This window comes from Mycobacterium sp. pV006, from assembly GCF_041287115.1.
Lineage (GTDB): Bacteria > Actinomycetota > Actinomycetes > Mycobacteriales > Mycobacteriaceae > Mycobacterium.
This window is the reverse complement of the sequence record NZ_JBGGKT010000004.1, coordinates 329212-349809: the sequence shown is the minus strand read 5'-3', so window position 1 is coordinate 349809 and position 20598 is coordinate 329212. Positions and strand designations below refer to the sequence as shown.

The following is a 20598-nucleotide window of genomic DNA, read 5'->3' as shown; positions in this document are numbered from 1 at the left end:
TTGCTGGCCCCGCCCTCGAAAACCCATCGAAACAACACCCCTAACCATCAGGTGCCGCAACGATCACTTGAGTCTGCCCGGCGTGTCGGGGCGCAAACGCGCGCGCTCGCCGCAACAAGGCAACGGAGCCCTCGCCACGACAACGCGCGACTAGCTGGAGACGGGCTCCCGTTCCGGTTTGGGCCACGGCTGCGGCACAGGGCGGTAGCGCACCCGCTGCGGCCACCAGAACCAACGGCCCAGCAGCGCGGCGATCGACGGGGTCATGAACGACCGGATCACCAAGGTGTCGAAGATCAGACCCATGCCGATGGTCGTGCCCACCTGACCGATGATCGTCAGGTCACTGACCGCCATCGTCATCATCGTCAACGCGAACACCATGCCCGCCGCGGTCACCACCGACCCGCTGCCGCCCATCGTGCGGATCAGGCCCGTCTGGACGCCGGCGTGGACCTCCTCCTTCAGCCGGGCCACGACCAACAGGTTGTAGTCCGCGCCGACGGCCAACAGGATGATCACCGCCATCGGCAACACCATCCAGTGCAGCTCGATGCCGAGCATGTGTTGCCACACCAGGACAGAGAGCCCGAACGACGCGCCCAACGACAGCACCACGGTGCCGACGATCACCGCGGCGGCGACGATTGCCCGCGTGATGATGAGCATGATGATGAAGATCAGTCCGATGGCGGCGATACCCGCGATCAGCAGGTCATAGCGGGTGCCGTCGGCCATGTCCTTGAACGTCGCGGCGGTGCCGCCGAGGTAGATCCGCGAACCCTCCAGCGGCGTGCCCTTGACCGCCTCCTTGGCCGCGGTGGCCAGGGCGGGGATCTTCTCGATGCCGTCCGGGGACAGCGGATCGCCCTCGTGGGCGACGATGAACCGCACCGCGTGCCCGTTGGGCGAGATGAACTGTTCGATACCCCGCTGGAAGTCCTTGTTCTCGAACGCCTCCGGCGGCAGGTAGAACGTGTCGTCGTTCCAGGCGTCGTTGAACGCGTCGCCCATGGCGGTGGCGTCCTCGCGCATCACGGTCTGCTGGTCCTGCTGCGCGCTCTGCGTCTGGTGCATCTTCAGCATCATCTGTTGCTGCGACCGCATCGACTCGATCTGCGACGGCATCAGCTTGATCAGCTCCGGCATGATCGCGGCCATCCGCTCGAGATCAGGGAGCAGATCCTGGGTGTTCTCGGTCAGCAGGTTGGTGCCGTCGATCATGTCGAACAGCGACCGCATCGACCAGCAGACCGGGATGTTGTAGCAGTGCGGCTCCCAGTAGAAGTAGCTGCGGATGGGCCGGATGAAGTCGTCGAGATCGGAGATGTGGTCACGCAACTCGGTGATGTCGGCCGTCATGGTCCGCGTCTTCTCGACCATCGAGATGGTGATCGCGGACATCTGCCCCATCAACGCGTGCATTTTCTCCATCGTGTTGATGGTCGTCTGCAACGAGTCGGCCTGGACGAGCATGTCGTCCATCCGGTCGGACATGTACTTCTCGTTGAGGTCCTGCGTGCCGCCTTGCCGGCTCATCATGTACGGGATCGACGTGCTCTTGATCGGCTTACCGTCCGGGCGGGTGATGGTCTGGACCCGTCCGATGCCCTCCACGTCGAACAACGCCTTGGCGATCTTGTCGATGACCAGGAAGTCCGCCGAGTTGCGCAGGTCGTGGTCGGATTCGACCATGATGACCTCGGGGTTGAGCCGCGCCGGTGAGAAGTGCCGCTCCGCGGCGGCGTAACCGACGTTCGACTCGATGTCGTCCGGCAGGTACATGCGGTCGTTGTAGCTGGTCTGATAGCCCGGCAGCGCCAGCAACCCGATCAGCGACACCATCACGCTGGCGGCGAGGATCGCGCCGGGCCACCGCACGGTCACCGCGCCGATCTTGCGCCACCCGCGCACGCGCATCGCGCGCTTGGGTTCGAGCAGCCCGAATCGGGTGGCGATGGTCACCAGGGCCGGCCCGAACGTCATCGCCACGGCGATCAGCACCAGCATGCCCAGCGCCAACGGCACACCCAGGCTCTGGAAATAAGGCAACCGCGTGAAGCTCAGGCAGAACGTCGCACCCGCGATGGTCAGACCGGAGCCGACGATGACGTGGGCGGTGCCGCCGAACATCGTGTAGTACGCCTCTTCGGGCGTGGCTCCGGCTCCCCGGGCCTCCTGGTAGCGGCCGATCAGGAAGATCGCGTAGTCCACCGCGATCGCGATGGCCAGCGTGACCAGCAGGCTGGTCGCGAACGTCGAGAGGCCGATGATCTCGTGGAACCCGAGGAACGCCACCGCGCCGCGCACGGTCATCAGGCTCAGACCGACCATCACCAGGATCAGCAGCGTGGTCACGATCGAGCGGAAGAACAGCAGCAGCATGATCGTGATGACGAGGAACGTCAGCGCCTCGACGAACCGCATACTGCTGTGGCCGGCCTCTTCCTGCTCGGCGGCCAGTGCCGACGCGCCGGTCACGTAGGCCTGCACGCCCTCCGGCGGCTGACTCTCCCCGACCAGTTCCTGCACCGCGCGCACCGACTCGTTGGCCAGCGCCTCGCCCTGGTTACCGGCCAGATAGACCTGGAAGTAGGTGGACTTGCCGTCGGCGCTCTGGGCGCCGGCGGCGGTCAGCGGGTCGCTCCACAGGTCCTGGATGTGTTCGACGTGTTTGGTGTCGGCTTCCAGCGCGCCGATCAGGTCGGCGTAGTAGCGGCGGGAGTCGTCCCCGAGCGGCTCGTCGCCCTCGAGCACGATCATGACCGAGCTGTTGGACTCGTATTCCTCGAACACCTCGCCGATGCGCTGCATCGAGATCACCGCGGGCGCGTCGTCCGGGCTCATCGACACCGAGCGCAGCTTCCCGACCTCTTCGAGCTGCGGAACCGAGACGTTGAAGAACGCCGCGATCGCGACCCAGATCAAGATGATGGGGATCGAGGAGAGGCGGATGAACCGGGCGATGCCGTAAAAGTGCGGCCTGGGCCCGTTCACCGGCGGCTCCTCCAGAGACTTACTCGAAAATCGTTACGGCACAGCCGCCTTCGACAAGAACAGGAAAGTACCTAGCTACACTAAGCCAATCGGTCGAGTAAAGACAAGCCGACCGCCCAAGTAGTGACCTCCGGGCGGGGTCGCCCGGTGTGGTGACGTGCATCACTATCGGACGTCGAATACGCACTGTGACGTGGCGCGAGCGTGCGCAAAGTGCTGGAGATTTCCGGCGTGGCGGCCCGCAGACACGCGCGGTCGCCACGACGAGGTGGCCCCCCAACGAGGTGGCCGGCCCGATTAAGTGACGGCGTGGTCGATGAGGTTGACCATCAGGCGCACGCCGACGCCCAGTGCGCGCTCGTCGAGGTCGAATGTCGGCTGATGCAGGTCCAGCTGTGGACCGCGCCCGCTCCACACGCCGAGGCGGGCCATCGCGCCGGGCACCTCCTCGAGATACCAGGAGAAGTCCTCACCCCCGCCGGACTGCCGGGTGTCGGCGAGCACGTCCGGGCCGATCGACTCGATCGCGTGGGTGAGGATCCGCGTGGACACCTCTTCGTTGACCACCGGCGGCACCCCGCGCCGGTACAGCACGCTGTGTTCCATCCCCAGCGGCGCCAACAGCGACGAAACCGTGTCCCGGACAATGTCTTCCAGTGTCAGCCAGGTCTCGCGGCTGGCGGTGCGGATGGTGCCGGCCAGGGTGCCGGTCTGCGGGATCGCGTTGGCCGCGACGCCGGCGTTGACCGCGCCCCACACCATCACCGTGCTGTTGCGCGGGTCGATTCGCCGCGACAGCACGCCGGGCACACCGGTGATCAAAGTGCCCAGGCCGTAGACGAGATCGCCGGTCAGATGCGGGCGCGACGTGTGACCGCCCGGCGAATGCAGGGTCACCTCGATCTGGTCGGCCGCCGAGGTGATCGGGCCCGGCCTCACCGCGACCTTGCCGACGGCCAGCCGCGGATCGCAGTGCAGCGCGAAGATCCGCGACACCCCCGTCAGCGCGCCTGCGGCGATGGCGTCCAGCGCGCCGCCGGGCATCAACTCCTCGGCCGCCTGGAACAGCAGGCGTACCCCGACCGGCAACTCCGGCGCCGAGGCCATTGCCATGGCCGCGCCGAGCAGCACCGCGGTGTGCGCGTCGTGCCCGCACGCGTGCGAGACACCGGGCACCAACGACGAATACGGGGCGCCGGTGCGTTCGTCCATCGGCAGCGCATCCATGTCGGCGCGCAACGCCACCCGCGGTCCGTCATCGGGCCCGAAGTCACAGGTCAGACCCGTCCCACCGGGCAGCACCTTCGGGTTCAACCCGGCATCGGCGAGCAGCGACGCCACGAACTGCGTCGTCCGGAATTCCTGGCGCCCGAGCTCGGGATGCTGATGCAGGTGCCGACGCCAGGACACCAGGTCGTCGTAGTGCGCTGACAGCCACCGGGCCGCCGCGTGCGCCAGCACGCTCATGAGGCCCGCCTGTACTGCCGTTCCAACACCCGGTCCCGTTCGGCGGGGGTCTCGGCCAGCGCGACGACGGTGCGGGCCAGCATGACCGCACCGTCGATGACGGCGGTGTCCGCGCTCGCCGACGCCGCGGCCGCGGTGAACTCAGGCTGATGGATCGACGCGCCACCGGAATCGATGCCGACCACCGGGTGGATGCCCGGCATCACCTGCGTGACGTTGCCCATGTCGGTACTGCCCAGCGGCAGCGAGGCCTCCAACTCGGCGGGCACCGGGTTACGTCCCAGCCTGGTCATCTCGTCGCGGATGGTCGCCGACAGCCAGGGATCCGGCGTCAACTCCGCATAGGCCGGGGCGGTCTCGTCGACGACGTGTTCGCACCCGGTGGCCACGGCACCGGCGGCAAAGCAGCCCGCCATGCGGGATTCCAACTCGCGCAACGCTTCCGAGTGCGTGGCGCGCATCGTGTAGTGCAGCTCGGCGCGCGCCGGGATCACGTTGGCGGCATGCCCGCCGTGGGTGACGATGCCGTGCACCATCTGTCCGGGGGCGAGCTGTTGTCGCAACAAGCCGATGGCGACCTGAGCCACGGTGACCGCGTCGGCGGCATTGAGGCCCAGGTGCGGCGCGACCGCGGCATGGGATTCGCGACCGGTGTAGCGGATGGTCACCTCCGACAGGGCCAGCGACCGTGCGGCGGCGATGTCGATGGGGCCGGGGTGCAGCATGACCGTCGCGGCGATGTCGTCGAAGACCCCGGCGTCGAGCATCAGCACCTTCCCGCCGCCGAACTCCTCGGCGGGCGTGCCGAGCAGCACCACCGTCAGCCCGAGCTCGTCGGCGACCTCGGCCAGCGCCAGCGCGGTCCCCACCGCCGAGGCGGCGATGATGTTGTGTCCGCACGCGTGCCCGATCTCGGGCAGCGCGTCGTACTCGGCGCACACCCCGACCACGAGCGGGCCGCTGCCGAAGACGGCACGGAAGGCGGTGTCCAGCCCGGCCACGCCGGCGTCGATGTCGAAGCCGCGTTGGGCGACCAGTTCCTGGGTCTTGGCGCTGCTGCGGTGTTCGGCGAACGCCAGTTCGGGTTCGGCGTGGATCGCGTGCGACAGTTCGACGAGGTCACCGCGGCGCCGGTGCACGGCGTCTTCGACGCGTAGCGCGGCGGTGGTGGGCATGGGGGCCAGTATCTCACTGCACGTCCACACCCGAACTAGGCTGCCCGTCATGGACGACGTCTCCGCTGCGGCTGCCGCCGACCTGGCCGAGCGCACCGGCGTCGCGCGTCACGACGTCGCCGTCGTTCTCGGTTCCGGCTGGGCCCCGGCGGCCGCGCAACTCGGTGACCCGACGGCCGTGGTCGGGATGGCCGACCTGCCCGGCTTCACCCCGCCCAGCGCGCAGGGCCACCGTGGCCAGGTGCTCTCGCTGCGCATCGGCGCCCACCGCGTGCTCGTGCTGCTCGGCCGCATCCACGCCTACGAGGGCCACGACCTGCGGCACGTCGTGCATCCGGTGCGCACCGCGTGCGCAACAGGCGTGCACACCGTGGTGCTGACCAACGCCGCCGGCGGGCTGCGCAGCGACATGCATGTCGGGCAGCCGGTGCTGATCAGCGACCACCTCAACCTGACCGGCCGGTCAGCACTGGTCGGCGCCCGGTTCGTCGATATGGTCGACGCCTACTCACCGCGGCTGCGCGACGTGGCCCGCCAGATCGACCCGGAGCTGGCCGACGGGGTCTACGCCGGGCTGCCCGGCCCGCAGTACGAGACCCCTGCCGAGATCCGGATGCTGCGCACCCTGGGCGCCGACCTGGTCGGGATGTCAACGGTGCACGAGACGATCGCCGCGCGCGAGGCCGGCGCCGAGGTGCTCGGTGTCTCGCTGGTGACGAACCTGGCCGCAGGGATGACGGGCCAGCCGCTGAGTCACGCCGAGGTGCTGGAAGCCGGGCGTGCGTCGGCGACGCGGATGGGGTCGCTGCTGTCGTCGGTGATCGAGCGGCTCTGAGGCGCGCGATGACCTGGTCCGTGCAGGAGTGGCTGGACCACGACCCCGATCCCGGTGCGGCCGCCGAACTCGCGGCCTGCAGCGACGCCGAGTTGGCCGACCGGTTCGCCCAGACGTTGACGTTCGGCACCGCCGGCCTGCGCGGTCCGCTGCGCGCCGGGCCCAACGGGATGAACCTGGCGGTGGTGCTGCGCGCGACGTGGGCGCTGGGCACCGTCCTCGCCGGACGGGGACAGGCGGGTTCGGCCGTGATCGTCGGGTACGACGCGCGGCACCGGTCGGCGGAGTTCGGCCGGGCGACCGCCGAAGTGCTGGCTGCTCAGGGCTTCTCGGTGACGTTGATGCCGGCTCCGGTGCCGACGCCGGCGGTGGCCTACGCGGTGCGGGCGACGGGTGCGGCGGCCGGGGTGCAGATCACCGCGTCACACAACCCGCCGACCGACAACGGCTACAAGGTGTACCTCTCCGGTGGCTTCCAGATCGTCTCCCCCACCGACCGCGAGATCGAAAAAGCGATCGCTACTGCCCCGTTCGCCGACGAGATCGCCCGCACCCCGGTGTCGCCCTCGGGAGAAGATCTGTTGCGCCGCTACATCGAACGCACCGCGACGGTGCGGCGCACCGCCGGTGCGCTGCGCGTCGCGCTGACCCCGATGCACGGTGTGGGCGGCGAGTACGTGCTCGACGCGCTCGCCTTGGCCGGCATCGACGACGTCCACGTCGTCACCGAGCAATTCGCCCCAGACCCGGACTTCCCGACCGTGGCGTTCCCCAATCCCGAGGAGCCCGGTGCCTCGGATCTGTTGCTGACGTTGGCCGCCGACGTCGACGCCGACCTGGCGATCTCGTTGGATCCCGACGCCGACCGGTGCGCCGTCGGGATCCCCACCCTGGACGGATGGCGGATGCTCTCCGGTGACGAAACCGGCTGGCTGCTGGGCGATTACCTGCTGTCAGCGGGCGACGCATCGACGGCGGTGGTGGCCAGCACCGTCGTGTCGTCGCGCATGCTGGCCTCGATCGCCGCCGAACACGGCGCCCGGCATGTCGAGACACTCACCGGCTTCAAGTGGCTGGCACGGGCCGACGAAAGCACCGACGGCACACTGTTGTACGCCTACGAGGAGGCGATCGGGCACTGCGTAGATCCCGAGGAGGTGCGCGACAAGGACGGCATCAGCACCGCGGTGCTGGCCTGTGATCTGGTGGTGGCGCTACGTGCGCGCGGACTCACGGTGCTCGATGCGCTCGGCGACCTCGCGCGCCGGCACGGTGTGCACACCACCACGGCGGTCACCCACCGGGTGTGCTCCCAGGCCGAGGCAGCCGCCCTGATGGAGCGGTTACGCACCGAACCACCCACCGCGGTAGCCGGTTTCGCCGTCACGATGACCGACCTGATGCCGCGCACCGACGCGCTGGTATTCACCGGAGAAGACGACGCGGCCTCGGTGCGGGTGGTGGTACGCCCGTCGGGCACCGAGCCGAAGCTGAAGTGTTACATCGAGATTCGTTGTCCCGGCGACTTGGTCGAGGCTCGCGTACGCGCCGCTTCGACACAGGCTGCGGTGGCCGCGGCAGTGGCGGCGTGGCCCTAGCAGGTTCAGCGCGGACCGAACTGACGGTCGCCGGCGTCGCCGAGTCCGGGCACGATGAACGCGAAGTCGTTGAGACCGGAGTCGATGGCCGCGGTGTACAAGCGTAGGTTCGGTGAGATCTTCTCGATGCACGCGAGGCCTTCCGGCGCGGCCACCACACAGATCGCCGTGACCTCGACCGCGTCACGGCTGTAGAGCAGCTTCAGCGTGTGGGCCATCGACCCGCCCGTGGCCAGCATCGGGTCCAACACGATCACCGGCTGACGGCTCAGGTCGTCGGGCAGGGACTCCAGATACGGAGTCGGCTGGTGGGTCTTCTCGTCGCGGGCCACGCCGACGAAACCGACGCGGGCTTCGGGGATGAGTTCGTGGGCCTGGTCGACCATGCCCAGCCCTGCCCGCAACACCGGCACCAGCAGCGGCGGGTTGGCCAGCCGCGCGCCGGCGGTCTCCACCAACGGCGTACGCACCGACACGATGTCGACCGGCAACTCGCGCGTCGCCTCGTAGACGAGCATCAAGGTCAGGTCGCGCAATGCCGCGCGGAACGCCGCGTTGTCGGTGCGCTCGTCACGCAGCGTCGTCAGCCGCGCTGCGGCCAAAGGGTGGTCGACCACGCGGACATCCATGACTGCCGACCTTAACGGGAACCGGGACGAGGGTCGCAGCGTCCTAACGATATGTCTGCGCGCTTGATCGTCGATCCCGACCTCGTCCGCGGTTACGGCACGGCCTCGTCCGGTCAGGCCGTCGACCTGCACGACGTCGCCCGCCGATTGTCGGGCCTCGGCAGCGGTTGCGGCGACACGTTGGGCCCCGTCGGGGCGGGGTTCCTCGCAGCATTGACACGGGCGGCGGCCGACGAGGCCACCGCGCTCACCGCACTGAGCGGCGCACTGACCGGAGCGCACGGCGCCGCCCACGCCGCCGCCGCGGCGTACGAGAGCAGTGACGCGGCCGCCGGCACGCACCTCGCCGGGTTCTGGTGATGCCGACCCCGCTCGTCACCGCGCTGTCGGCACCTATCCGGCGGGTACAGTCCCTGGTCGGGCCGGGTTGGTCGGGCGACCCCGCCGCCGACCCGGGTGCGGTGCTCGGCGGTGTGCGCACGATGCTCACCGACATCGCCGACGACGCCCAGCGCGCCTGGCGGGACGTCGACGCCGGTTGGTCGGGCGGCGGGGCGCAGGCGGCGGCGCAGTTCGCCGCCTCCACCGCGGCCGCGCTGGACGGGGCTGCTGAACGGGCGGGCCGGTTGGGTGCCACCGCGGATCGCGCCGCCGCCGCGGTGGCAGGGGCGCGTCGTCGATTGCAGGACCTCATCGAGGAGTTCGAGGCGACCGCGAGCGCGCTAGAACCCAGGCTCGACTCGCCGGGGGTCGCCAAACAACTGCTGGCCGCGGCGCGTGATGCGCTGGCCCGTGCCATCGCGATCGTCGAGGAACTGCAGACCGAACTCGACGCGCAGACCTCAGCGGTCTCGGCGACCGCTGCGCCTCCGAGCGCGGCGACCACCCCGGCGAGCTGGCCCGGTGCGGCAGGCATGGGCGGTGGCGGTGCTCCGATGGGATCGCCCGGCGGGGGCGTGCCGCCGGCGTCCGGCGGTGGGCTCGCCGAGCTCGCCTCCCTCGTCCGGCCCGACGGTCTCGACACCCCCGAGGCCGCGGAGTTCGGCGACGGCGTGGCTGTTCGCCTGCCCGACGGCACCGTGGTGACGGCGCCCAACCCCGTCGCCGCCGCGGCGGTCCGTCACGCGTTGACCCAGCTCGGCGTGCCGTATCAATGGGGCGGCACCACGCCGGGGGTCGGGCTGGACTGCAGCGGCCTGACCCAGTGGGCGTACGGCCAAGCCGGTCTGGGCATCCCCCGGCTGGCCCAGGAGCAGGACATCGGCGCGGCAATCAGCGCGGCCGACGTCCGTCCCGGCGACCTCGCCGTATGGGATGGACACGTCGCCATGATCGTCGGGAACAACACCATGATCGAGGCCGGCGACCCGGTCCAGCTGTCCCCGATCCGGACCGCCAATCTCGGGCAGGGATTCCAGGGATTCTGGCGGCCGACGGCGTAATAGTTTGCCCGGCGAAGGCGCGCCCGGCGCGAAATCACAACCGTGAAGTTTGCCGGCGGCAATCGGTGCCGCGCGGACGGCGAGTCAAACATCCGCCTATAACCGCCCTACCATGAGGTTCGCCGCGCGGAGACCCGACTCCGCACGAGATCCCCCGCCGGGGGGAGTTTGTCTGATCAGCGGCATGGACATACTTACAGCGAACTTTCGTGAGCTGGGGAGGGCCATGGACCAGCGTGACGCCACAAGCGGACGTCTGCTGATCGATGCCAGAGACGCGGATCAGGCCGAAGAACAGATCACAGCGACCTTCGGGACCTTCCGCGTCAGGACGATGACTCCCAGCCGCGACACCCGTATCCGCGTCTGGCGCACCTACGCGGGGTCGCTCGGCGTGGACGACGTCGAATACACCTACGACGTCACCTACGACATGGATCCGCCCGACGAGATCCTGTTGTGCCGGGTCGTCGGCGGAGTATTCGAGGAGACACATCGCGGGCAGCCGACTCGCCGACACGGCCCCGGGTCCGCCGTCGCGTTCGGCGCCATCCCGCACCCGCTGGTCGGTCGCCTCGACAAGGCCCGCTACCACATGATCGGCGTCCCCAGACGAGCGCTCTCGCAGGTCGCGGGCGATCATCCGGACTGCGACGCGGTACGGCTGACCAGCACCGCGCCGGTGTCGGCCAGCGCCAACCAGCACCTGATCGACGTCGTCGACCACATCCGCCACGGCCTGGTGAGCAATCCGACCGCCGCGCAACAGCCCCTGGTCATCAGCACGCTCGAGCAGTACCTGGCGGCCAGCATGCTCGCCGCGTTTCCGCACACCCGGGCCTGTGCCGTGAGCGAAGCCAACGACCACGACAAGGTGCGCCGAGCGATCGCCTTCATCGACGACAACGCCCACCGCGCCATCTCGATGGCGGATGTGGCCCATGCGGCCCGCACCTCGGCGGCCACTCTGGACACGGCAATCCGCAGACATCTCGGCTGTTCCCCGATGCAGCACCTGCGCCAGGTCCGACTGGCCCGCGCGCACGAGGACCTCGTGGCGGCCGACCCGACCACGACCTCCGTCGCCGACATCGCGCGGAAGTGGGGATTCTGGCGGCTGAGCTCGTTCAGCGCGCACTACCGCCGCGAGTACCGAAACACCCCCGAAAGCACCCTGGAACGCTAGGCGCGCCGGTCAGTTGCCGGACGCCGTGGCCTCGATCGTTAGGCTGTGCGCCATGGCTGACATCGTGCCGATCGGGCTGAGGCTGACCAAGGGCGACGTGTACACGTTGTGGGCGCCGCGGTGGCGCGCCGACGGTGACGAGTGGGAGGCGTTCCTGGGCAAGGACGAGGACCTCTACGTGTTCGACTCGGTCGCCGACCTGGTCGCGTTCGTGCGCACCAACACCGACAACGACCTGGCCGATCACCCCGCCTGGGAGAAGCTGACGACGCAGAACGCGCACCGGCTGTCCCCGACCGAAGAGCACACCCACGACCTGGCGGCCTTCGAGGAGATCTTGTCGGCGAAGCCCACCGAGGAAGGCGTGCGCACACTGCACGGCTCGCTGGCGGTGGTGTCGTCGATCGGTTCGGTGTGCGAGCTGCCCGCGGTCACGAAGTTCTTCAACGGCAACCCGGTGCTGGGCACCGTCGGTGGCGGGGTCGAGGCGTTCGGCGGCCGGGCCGGACGCAAGCGCTGGGCCGAGATCGAGAAGATCATCGCCCGCGGCTGGGACAACGTCGTGGCAGCGATCGACGAGATCGTCACCACGCCGGAGGTCGACGCCGCCGCCGTGCGCCAGGCGCAGGAGGAACTCGACGGCCCGGCGCCCGAGCCCGAGGACGACTTCGACGACGTGGTGATCGACGACATCGTCGACACCGACGAGGAATCCGCCGAACTCGCCGCTGCCGCCGAGCAGAAGGTGCTGGGCAGCGACGAGGACTTCTGGGCGCGCGTCGGCATCGACCCGGTGCGAATCATGACCAGCGCCGGCTCGTACTTCACGCTGCGCTGCTACCTCAACGACCAGCCGATCTTCTTGGGCCGCAACGGCCGCATCAGCGTCTTCGGCTCGGAGCGCACGCTGGCGCGCTACCTGGCCGACGAGCACGATCACGACCTGTCCGATCTGGCCACCTACGACGACATCCGCACGGCGGCCACCGATGGGTCGTTGCGCGTCGACGTCACCGACGACAACGTCTACGTGCTCACCGACATCGCCGACGACCTCGCCGACGGGCCCGACACGCTCGACCGCGACCAGCTCGAGCTGGCGGTGGAGCTGCTGCGTGACATCGGCGACTACGCCGAAGACCCCAGCGTCGCGGCCAAGTTGTCCGCCGACGCACCGCTGGGTCACGTAATCGCCTACGCGCTGGACCCCGCGTCGGTGTCGCGGCCGAACCCGCCCTACGCGCAGGCCGTCACCGAGTGGGAGTCGCTGGAGCGCTTCGTGGAGTCCCGCCTGCGCCAGGAGTAGGCCTCTCCGACTCCGTTGCGCGAGCGCGCGTGTTTGTTGGTAGACACGCCGCTTCGCGTCAGCAGTTTCGTCGCCCTCGACGGGCGCGAGCGCGCGCAAAGCGCCCACGAAAGGCGGCGCGTCGGGGCGCAGACACGCTCCCTCGCGCTACAGGGTGAGGTGGCCACTCAGCCGATCAGGACGGCGTAGCGGGGCTTGATGACCTCGTCGATGATGGCCAGGCGCTCAGGGAACGGGATGAACGCCGACTTCATGGCGTTGATGGTGAACCGCTCCAGGTCACTCCAGCCGTAGCCGAACGCCTCGACCAGTCGCAGCATCTCCTGGCTCATCGTGGTGTCGCTGATCAACCGGTTGTCGGTGTTGACGGTGACCCGGAACCGCAGCCGAGCCAGCAGGTCGAACGGATGGTGGGCGATGTCGGGTACCGCGCCGGTCTGCACGTTGGAGCTCGGGCACATCTCGAACGGAATCCGCTTGTCCCGCAACAGAGAAGCCAGCCGTCCCAGCTGGGGGGTGCCGTCGGCGTCGGCGGTGATGTCGTCGACGATGCGCACGCCGTGGCCGAGTCGGTCGGCGCCGCAGTACGCGATGGCTTCGTGGATCGACGGCAGCCCGAATGCCTCACCGGCGTGAATGGTGAAGCGGGCGTTGTTGCTGCGCATGTACTCGAATGCGTCGAGGTGGCGGGTCGGCGGGTGCCCGGCCTCGGCGCCGGCGATGTCGAAGCCCACCACGCCCTGGTCGCGGAATCGCACCGCCAGCGCGGCGATTTCGCGGGAGCGCGCGGCGTGCCGCATCGCGGTCACCAGGCACCGCACGGTGATGGAGCGTCCGTCGGCCGCCGCGGCCTTCTCGCCCGCGGCGAACCCGGCCAGGACGGCGTCGACCACGGCGTCCAACGACAGCCCACCGTCGATGTGCAGTTCGGGTGCAAACCGCACCTCGGCGTAGACGACGTTGTCGGCGGCCAAGTCTTCGACGCATTCGTAGGCGACGCGGTGCAGCGCGTCGGCGGTCTGCATCACCCCGACGGTGTGCGCGAACGGCTCGAGGTAGCGCTCCAAAGATCCGCTGTGTGCCGCGGTGCGGAAGAACGTCGCCAGGTCGTCGACGTTGTCGGCGGGTAACGCGTCATAGCCGGTCTCCTCGGCCAACTCCAGCACGGTGGCCGGGCGCAGCCCGCCGTCGAGATGGTCGTGGAGCAGGGCCTTGGGAGCCTTGCCGATGGTCTCCAGGGTCAACGGGGTCGTCACGTCGAAACCTCCTCACTCACTGATTCGGTCGATGATGAGCGGCCGTGACGGCGGAGCGTGGTCGCCGACGGCCCAGGCGCCGTCGAGCTCCGACAGTGCCGCACCGAATCGCTGCGGCGTGTCGGTGTAGAGGGTGAATAGCGGCTCGCCGGCCGCTACGGGTTCGCCCGGTCGGCGGTGGATGTGCAGTCCGGCGCCGTACTGCACGCGCTGGCCCGGCTCGGAACGGCCCGCTCCGAGCCGCCACACGGCCAGCCCCACCGCCATCGCATCGATGTCTTCCATGGTGCCATCTCGCGGGGCGAGGACGGTTTCGCTGTGCGCGCCCACCGGCAGCGGCTGCTCCAGGTCACCTCCCTGCGCGGCGATCAGACGCCGGAACGCGTCCATGGCCGTCCCGTCGCGCAGCGTCTCGGCCGGGTCCACGGCGTCGAGTCCGGCCGCGTCGAGCATCTCGCGGGCCAGCGTCACCGTCAGCTCCACCACGTCGGACGGGCCGCCGCCCGCGAGCACCTCCAGCGATTCGGCGACCTCGACCGCGTTGCCCACGGCGCGGCCCAGGGGGACGCTCATGTCGGTGAGCACGGCGCGGGTCTGTACGCCGTGGGCGGTGCCGAGATCGACCATGGTGCGGGCCAGCTCGCGGGCCTCGGCCTCGGACTTCAGGAATGCTCCCGAGCCGACCTTGGTGTCGAGCACCAGCGCGCCGACGCCCTCGGCGATCTTCTTGCTCATCACCGAGCTCGCGATCAGGGGCAGCGACTCGGTGGTGGCGGTGACGTCGCGCAGGGCGTAGATCTTGCGGTCGGCGGGGGCCAGGTCGCCGGCGGCGAAGATCGCCGCCCCGATGTCGGAGAGTTGTTGACGGATCTCCGATCTGGATAGCTCCGCGGTGAATCCGGGGATGGCCTCCAATTTGTCGAGGGTGCCGCCGGTGTGGCCGAGTCCGCGTCCCGCGGCCTGCGGGACCGCTCCCCCGCATGCCATCACCACGGGTATCAGCGGGATGGTGATCTTGTCGCCGACGCCGCCGGTGGAGTGTTTGTCCACCAACCTCAAGGCTCGCCCGTCGCGGCCCAGGTCGCTGAAGTCGAACCGGTCCCCGGAGGCGATCATCGCCGCGGTCCACCGCGCGATCTCCGCGCTCGTCATGCCGCGCAGGAAGATCGCCATCAGCAGCGCGGACATCTGAGCTTCGGCGATGCGGTCGTGGGTGTAGGCGTCGATCACCCAGTCGATGGCGGCGTCGGAGAGGATGCCGCCGTCGCGTTTGGTCCGGATGACGGTGGGCGCGTCGAACGGCCCGTTGGACAGGGTCGCGTCGAACGGCCCATCAGGCGGGGTCGCGTCGAACGGCCCGTCAGATGTGGCGTGGGTCACGGTGTTTCCCGACGATCTGCGCGCGCGAGGTCGTCGGGACCGAACGCATCGGGTAGCAGGTCCCCCAGGCGGCGCGGGCCCGCCGGATGGTCGATCAGGAGGTCTGGTCCGCCGTGCTCATAGAGCACCTGGCGACAGCGTCCACAGGGCATCAGCACCTGCGCGTCGGGCCCCACACAAGCCAGCGCGACCAGGCGTCCGCCGCCGGTCGAAAACAGGGCGCAGACCACTGCGCACTCGGCACAGAGACCTAGGCCATATGAGACATTTTCCACATTGCATCCGGTCACGATTCGGTCATCGTCGACCAGCGCCGCCGCCCCCACCCGGAACCCTGAGTACGGCGCGTAGGCATGTCCAGAGACATCGATCGCCTTGCGGCGCAACACATCCCAGTCGACATCGCGGGTCATCTCACACCGTCCGAATCGCGTCTGAATCCATTCCGCACACCCCGTCACACAACCCGGACTCTGGATAGGGCACCCTAACTTCGCCCTGCTTACCGGGCCATTCGGCTCCACGCTAGTTCGTTCGGCAGTACAAAGGGGATTAGAGTCGCCCCGAGGTTTTTTGGGGCTGCGGTCCAGCACGCCGTGCCCCACGCGTCCACCGATGGCGTTGGAGGTCACATGAGTACGGCGACATCAGCTGATACCGGCATACCGGCGCCGCGATCCAAACAGCGACGCCGGACGCTGTATCGCGGTGACCCCGCCATGTGGTCGTGGGTGCTGCACCGGATCTCGGGTGCGACGATCTTCTTCTTCCTGTTCGTCCACGTGCTCGACACCGCCCTGGTGCGGGTCAGCCCGCAGGCTTACAACGAGATCATCGAGACCTACAAGACGCCGATCGTCGGGCTGATGGAGATCGGCCTCGTCGGCGCGGTCCTCTTCCATGCCCTCAACGGCATCCGGGTGATCCTGATCGACTTCTGGTCCGAAGGCCCGCGCTACCAGCGCCAGATGCTCTGGGTGGTGGCCGGGGTCTTCCTCACCGTCCTGATCGCCTCCGTCGGCGTCATCGGCATGCACATGTGGGAGCGTTTCCTATGACCGCACCGGCAGCAGACAACAAGCGGGGCCCGGAGGCCCCGGTGCTGCAGCGCAGCCACGACCGGCCGCCCGGCCTGGACAACCCCCGCGCGCCCCGTCGGGCCGGCGGCATGCCCAACTTCGAGAAGTACGCATGGTTGTTCATGCGGTTCTCCGGGATCGTGCTGGTCTTCCTGGCGCTCGGACACCTGTTCATCATGTTGATGTGGGAGAACGGCGTGTACCGCATCGACTTCAACTATGTGGCCGAGCGCTGGTCGTCGCCGTTCTGGCAGACCTGGGACCTGCTCCTGCTGTGGCTGGCCCAGCTGCACGGCGGTAACGGGATGCGCACGATCATCGCCGACTACACCCGCAAAGACTCCACGAAGTTCTGGCTCAACGCGCTGCTGGCGCTGTCGATGATCTTCACGCTGGTGCTGGGCACCTACGTGCTGCTGACCTTCGACGCCACCATCAGCTGAGGTTTGCAGGGAGAGCACTGATGATTCACGAACATCGCTACGACGTCGTCATTGTCGGCGCCGGCGGCGCCGGGATGCGGGCGGCCGTGGAAGCCGGACCGCGGGTGCGCACCGCTGTGCTGACCAAGCTCTACCCGACGCGGTCGCACACCGGCGCAGCCCAGGGCGGCATGTGCGCGGCCCTGGCCAACGTCGAGGAAGACAACTGGGAGTGGCACACCTTCGACACCGTCAAGGGCGGCGACTACCTGGCCGACCAGGACGCCGTCGAGATCATGGCCAAAGAGGCCATCGATGCGGTGCTCGACCTCGAGAAGATGGGGATGCCGTTCAACCGCACCCCCGAGGGCCGCATCGACCAGCGCCGTTTCGGCGGGCACACCCGCGACCACGGCAAGGCCCCGGTGCGCCGTGCGTGCTACGCCGCCGACCGCACCGGGCACATGATCCTGCAGACGCTGTACCAGAACTGTGTGAAGCACGACGTCGAGTTCTTCAACGAGTTCTACGCGCTCGACATCACGCTGACCGAGACCGCCGGCGGTCCGGTCGCCACCGGGGTCGTCGCCTACGAGCTGGCCACCGGCGACATCCACGTCTTCCACGCCAAGGCGATCGTCTTCGCCACCGGCGGGTCGGGCCGGATGTACAAGACCACCTCCAACGCCCACACGCTGACCGGTGACGGGCTGGGCATCATCTTCCGCAAGGGACTTCCCCTGGAGGACATGGAGTTCCACCAGTTCCACCCGACGGGTCTCGCCGGCCTGGGCATCCTGATCTCCGAGGCGGTGCGCGGCGAGGGTGGCCGGCTGCTCAACGGCGAGGGTGAACGCTTCATGGAGCGGTACGCGCCGACGATCGTCGACCTGGCACCGCGCGACATCATCGCGCGCTCGATGGTGCTCGAGGTCCTCGAGGGCCGCGGCGCCGGCCCGAACAAGGACTACGTCTACATCGACGTCCGCCACCTCGGCGAGGACGTGCTCGAGGCCAAGCTGCCCGACATCACCGAGTTCGCCCGCACCTACCTGGGTGTCGACCCGGTCAAGGAACTCGTGCCCGTGTATCCGACCTGCCACTACGTCATGGGCGGCATCCCCACGACGGTCAACGGGCAGGTGCTGTCGGACAACACGACGATCGTCCCGGGCCTCTACGCCGCCGGCGAGTGCGCCTGTGTGTCGGTGCACGGCGCCAACCGGCTGGGCACCAACTCGCTGCTCGACATCAACGTGTTCGGCCGCCGCGCCGGCATCGCCGCCGCGAACTACGCGCTCGGACATGACTTCGTCGAGCTGCCGGAGAACCCGGCGGGCATGGTGACCGGCTGGGTGAGCGACATCCTGGGCGAGCACGGCCACGAGCGCGTCGCCGACATCCGCGGCGCGCTGCAGCAGTCGATGGACAACAACGCCGCGGTGTTCCGCACCGAGGAGACACTCAAGCAGGCGCTGACCGACATCCACGCACTCAAGGAGTGCTACTCCCGAATCACGGTGCAGGACAAGGGCAAGCGCTACAACAGCGACCTGCTCGAGGCGATCGAGCTGGGCTTCCTGCTCGAGCTGGCCGAGGTGACGGTCGTGGGTGCGTTGAACCGCAAGGAATCCCGCGGCGGCCACGCCCGCGAGGACTACCCCAACCGCGACGACACCAACTACATGCGTCACACCATGGCCTACAAGCAGGGTTCGGACCTGTTGAGTGACATCCGCCTGGACTACAAGCCCGTCGTCATGACGCGTTACGAGCCGATGGAACGGAAGTACTGATGAGCGCGCCTGTTCTGGACAAGCAAGACACCCCGCCCGTGCCCGAGGGCGCGGTGATGGTGACGCTGAAGATCGCCCGCTTCAACCCCGAGGATCCGGATTCGGCCGGCTGGCAGAGCTTCCGGGTGCCGTGCCTGCCGACCGACCGGCTGCTGAACCTGCTGCACTACGTCAAGTGGTACCTCGACGGCACGTTGACGTTCCGCCGGTCCTGCGCGCACGGCGTGTGCGGCTCGGATGCCATGCGGATCAACGGCGTCAACCGGTTGGCGTGCAAGGTGCTGATGCGCGACATGCTGCCGAAGAACCCGAACAAGCAGTTGACCATCACCATCGAGCCGATCCGCGGGCTGCCCGTGGAGAAGGACCTCGTGGTGGACATGGAGCCGTTCTTCGACGCGTACAAGGCGATCAAGCCGTACCTGATTACCTCGGGCAACGAGCCGACGCGCGAACGCATCCAGAGCCAGACCGACCGCGCGCGCTACGACGACACCACCAAGTGCATCCTGTGCGCCTGCTGCACCACGTCGTGCCCGGTGTACTGGAGCGAAGGGTCGTACTTCGGTCCCGCGGCGATCGTCAACGCCCACCGCTTCATCTTCGACTCGCGCGACGAGGCGGCGGCCGAGCGCCTGGACATCCTCAACGACGTCGACGGGGTGTGGCGCTGCCGCACCACCTTCAACTGCACCGAGGCGTGCCCGCGTGGCATCCAGGTGACCAAGGCGATCCAGGAGGTCAAGCGCGCGTTGATGTTCGCGCGCTGAGCATCCCTGCGCCGAGATGCACTTTCGGCGGGGTCAGGCGGTTTCGTCCGCTTTCTCGGGTTCGTCCGCTTTCTCGGGTTCGTCCGTGTTCTCGGGTTCGTCCGTGTTCTCGCCGGCCCGGATGCTGACCTGCTCGAAGTAGTACCGCAAGACGACCGCCGCCGCGGCTACCACCGGTACCGCCAGGAAGGCGCCGATCACGCCGAACGTGGTGGCGCCCAGTGTCACGGCGAGCAGGACGATGACCGCGTGCAGCTTCATCGACCGCGACTGCAGCCACGGCTGCAGGACGTTACCTTCGAGTTGTTGCACCGCCAGGATGATGCCCAGGATTATCAACGCGTTGACCGGGCCGTTGGCCACCAGGGCCACGAGCACGGCCAAGCCGCCGGCGACGAAAGCACCGACAATCGGCACGAAACCACCGATGAACGTGATGATCGCCAACGCGTAAGCCAGCGGCACACCCATGATGACCAACCCGATGCCGATCAGCACGGCGTCGACGAGGCTGACCAAAGCCTGGGTGCGGATGAATCCGCCGAGGGTCTTCCACACCCGTTCCAACACCTCGGCCACGTGCGGCGCGGCCGGCATGCCCACGGTGCGACGCAGCCAGGGCAGGAACGCCGAGCCGTCTTTGAGGAAGAAGAACGTCACCACCACGGTGGTGAAGAACGTGACAAGCGCCGACGTCGCCGCGCCCACACCGGTGAATACACCCGACGCGATCTGCGCGCTGCTGGAATTCAGCGTATCGGTGATCGCTGCGACAGCGGAATCCAGTTGCGCTTCGCTGATATTCAGAGGCGGACCGTCGAGCCAGTCGCGCACCTTCACCACACCTGCGCTGGCCTGCTGGGCCAACTCGGTGGATTGTTCGACGATCGCCGGGGCCACGGCGGCGATCAAGCCCGCGATGACACCGGCTGCGATCACCAGAGCCAGCAGGACCGCGGGGGCCGGTGGCACCCCTCTGCTGCGTAGCCAGCGCACCGGCGGCCACAGCACCGTGCACAGGATCAGCGCCAGCAGTATCGGCAGCAGGATCACCCAGGTCTTGCCGATCACCCATGCCAGCACCCAGAGCCCCGCGGCCACCGCAATCGATTGCAGGGCGACGGTTGCGCTCGCTGTGAGGTGCTCGCGGTAGATGGAACCACGGCTCGGGCCAGACTCGGTCTCGTCCACCGCCCTTTTCTACCCGTCTTCGCCCAGATTGCATCCAGCGCGTCGAAAACACGCAGTTGACGCGCGTGG

General features: G+C 68.5%; 18 protein-coding genes. 10 read left to right on the top strand and 8 right to left on the bottom strand.

The genetic code is table 11. From position 1 onward, the window contains the following. Nucleotides 1-150: 150 nt before the first annotated feature. From ACAG25_RS09415 to ACAG25_RS09405, 3 genes are all read right to left on the bottom strand, one after another. Entirely contained in the window at nucleotides 151-2997 is a 2847-nt protein-coding gene (locus ACAG25_RS09415) for an RND family transporter (protein ID WP_370488080.1), read from the bottom strand. A 297-nt stretch (nucleotides 2998-3294) separates the two neighbouring features. Then, nucleotides 3295-4464, bottom strand: a complete 1170-nt coding sequence (locus tag ACAG25_RS09410) for a M20 family metallopeptidase (protein ID WP_370488079.1) — start codon at nucleotides 4462-4464, stop codon at nucleotides 3295-3297. After that, nucleotides 4461-5639 carry a M20 family metallopeptidase gene (locus ACAG25_RS09405; RefSeq protein ID WP_370488078.1) on the bottom strand — a complete coding sequence of 393 codons (1179 nt, stop codon included), beginning with the start codon at nucleotides 5637-5639 and terminating at the stop codon, nucleotides 4461-4463. The genes ACAG25_RS09410 and ACAG25_RS09405 overlap by 4 nt, the downstream gene beginning before the upstream one ends. 49 nt (nucleotides 5640-5688) lie before the next feature. Between ACAG25_RS09405 and ACAG25_RS09400 the strand changes: the two genes are divergently transcribed. Together ACAG25_RS09400 and ACAG25_RS09395 are read left to right on the top strand one after the other, a co-directional pair. Next, complete coding sequence (locus ACAG25_RS09400) at nucleotides 5689-6474, top strand: purine-nucleoside phosphorylase (protein WP_370488077.1); 786 nt, start codon at nucleotides 5689-5691, stop codon at nucleotides 6472-6474. Between the two features lie 8 nt (nucleotides 6475-6482). Further along, entirely contained in the window at nucleotides 6483-8072 is a 1590-nt protein-coding gene (locus tag ACAG25_RS09395; RefSeq protein WP_370488076.1) for a phospho-sugar mutase, read from the top strand. Nucleotides 8073-8077: 5 nt separating this feature from the next. Here ACAG25_RS09395 and upp read toward each other — a convergent pair whose 3' ends face one another. Continuing rightward, a complete protein-coding gene (gene upp, locus ACAG25_RS09390) occupies nucleotides 8078-8701 on the bottom strand; it encodes a uracil phosphoribosyltransferase (RefSeq protein ID WP_370488075.1) in 624 nt (207 codons plus the stop codon). Between the two features lie 51 nt (nucleotides 8702-8752). On the opposite strand from upp, the gene ACAG25_RS09385 reads away from it, so the two are divergent. From ACAG25_RS09385 to ACAG25_RS09370, 4 genes are all read left to right on the top strand, one after another. Next, complete coding sequence (locus tag ACAG25_RS09385) at nucleotides 8753-9061, top strand: type VII secretion target (protein WP_370488074.1); 309 nt, start codon at nucleotides 8753-8755, stop codon at nucleotides 9059-9061. Continuing rightward, nucleotides 9061-10143: a C40 family peptidase gene (locus ACAG25_RS09380; protein ID WP_370488073.1), complete on the top strand. Its 1083-nt coding sequence runs from the start codon at nucleotides 9061-9063 to the stop codon at nucleotides 10141-10143. Before ACAG25_RS09385 ends, ACAG25_RS09380 begins: the two co-directional genes overlap by 1 nt. 226 nt (nucleotides 10144-10369) lie before the next feature. Continuing rightward, entirely contained in the window at nucleotides 10370-11329 is a 960-nt protein-coding gene (locus ACAG25_RS09375) for an AraC family transcriptional regulator (RefSeq protein WP_370488072.1), read from the top strand. Between the two features lie 52 nt (nucleotides 11330-11381). Then, entirely contained in the window at nucleotides 11382-12635 is a 1254-nt protein-coding gene (locus ACAG25_RS09370; RefSeq protein ID WP_370488071.1) for a primosomal protein, read from the top strand. 167 nt (nucleotides 12636-12802) lie between these two features. Here ACAG25_RS09370 and ACAG25_RS09365 read toward each other — a convergent pair whose 3' ends face one another. From ACAG25_RS09365 to ACAG25_RS09355, 3 genes are all read right to left on the bottom strand, one after another. Next, a complete protein-coding gene (locus ACAG25_RS09365) occupies nucleotides 12803-13891 on the bottom strand; it encodes an adenosine deaminase (protein WP_370488070.1) in 1089 nt (362 codons plus the stop codon). A 12-nt stretch (nucleotides 13892-13903) separates the two neighbouring features. Beyond that, nucleotides 13904-15205 carry a thymidine phosphorylase gene (locus ACAG25_RS09360; RefSeq protein WP_370488099.1) on the bottom strand — a complete coding sequence of 434 codons (1302 nt, stop codon included), beginning with the start codon at nucleotides 15203-15205 and terminating at the stop codon, nucleotides 13904-13906. A 62-nt stretch (nucleotides 15206-15267) separates the two neighbouring features. Next, complete coding sequence (locus ACAG25_RS09355; protein ID WP_370488069.1) at nucleotides 15268-15684, bottom strand: cytidine deaminase; 417 nt, start codon at nucleotides 15682-15684, stop codon at nucleotides 15268-15270. Nucleotides 15685-15903: 219 nt separating this feature from the next. On the opposite strand from ACAG25_RS09355, the gene sdhC reads away from it, so the two are divergent. The 4 genes from sdhC to ACAG25_RS09335 are packed head-to-tail and all read left to right on the top strand — an operon-like array spanning nucleotide 15904 to nucleotide 19338. Beyond that, nucleotides 15904-16329, top strand: coding sequence for a succinate dehydrogenase, cytochrome b556 subunit (sdhC, locus tag ACAG25_RS09350; RefSeq protein ID WP_370488068.1), 426 nt, complete (start codon nucleotides 15904-15906; stop codon nucleotides 16327-16329). After that, nucleotides 16326-16793, top strand: a complete 468-nt coding sequence (locus tag ACAG25_RS09345) for a succinate dehydrogenase hydrophobic membrane anchor subunit (protein WP_370488067.1) — start codon at nucleotides 16326-16328, stop codon at nucleotides 16791-16793. Before sdhC ends, ACAG25_RS09345 begins: the two co-directional genes overlap by 4 nt. Before the next feature lie 20 nt (nucleotides 16794-16813). Next, the gene (gene sdhA, locus ACAG25_RS09340; RefSeq protein WP_370488066.1) at nucleotides 16814-18568 is read left to right on the top strand and encodes a succinate dehydrogenase flavoprotein subunit; all 1755 of its coding nucleotides are present in this window, start codon (nucleotides 16814-16816) and stop codon (nucleotides 18566-18568) included. Further along, nucleotides 18568-19338, top strand: a complete 771-nt coding sequence (locus ACAG25_RS09335) for a succinate dehydrogenase iron-sulfur subunit (RefSeq protein WP_370488065.1) — start codon at nucleotides 18568-18570, stop codon at nucleotides 19336-19338. Before sdhA ends, ACAG25_RS09335 begins: the two co-directional genes overlap by 1 nt. 33 nt (nucleotides 19339-19371) lie before the next feature. Here ACAG25_RS09335 and ACAG25_RS09330 read toward each other — a convergent pair whose 3' ends face one another. Next, nucleotides 19372-20529 (bottom strand): AI-2E family transporter, encoded by a 1158-nt coding sequence (locus ACAG25_RS09330; RefSeq protein ID WP_370488064.1) that lies wholly within the window; start codon nucleotides 20527-20529, stop codon nucleotides 19372-19374. Between the last annotated feature and the right edge of the window lie 69 nt (nucleotides 20530-20598).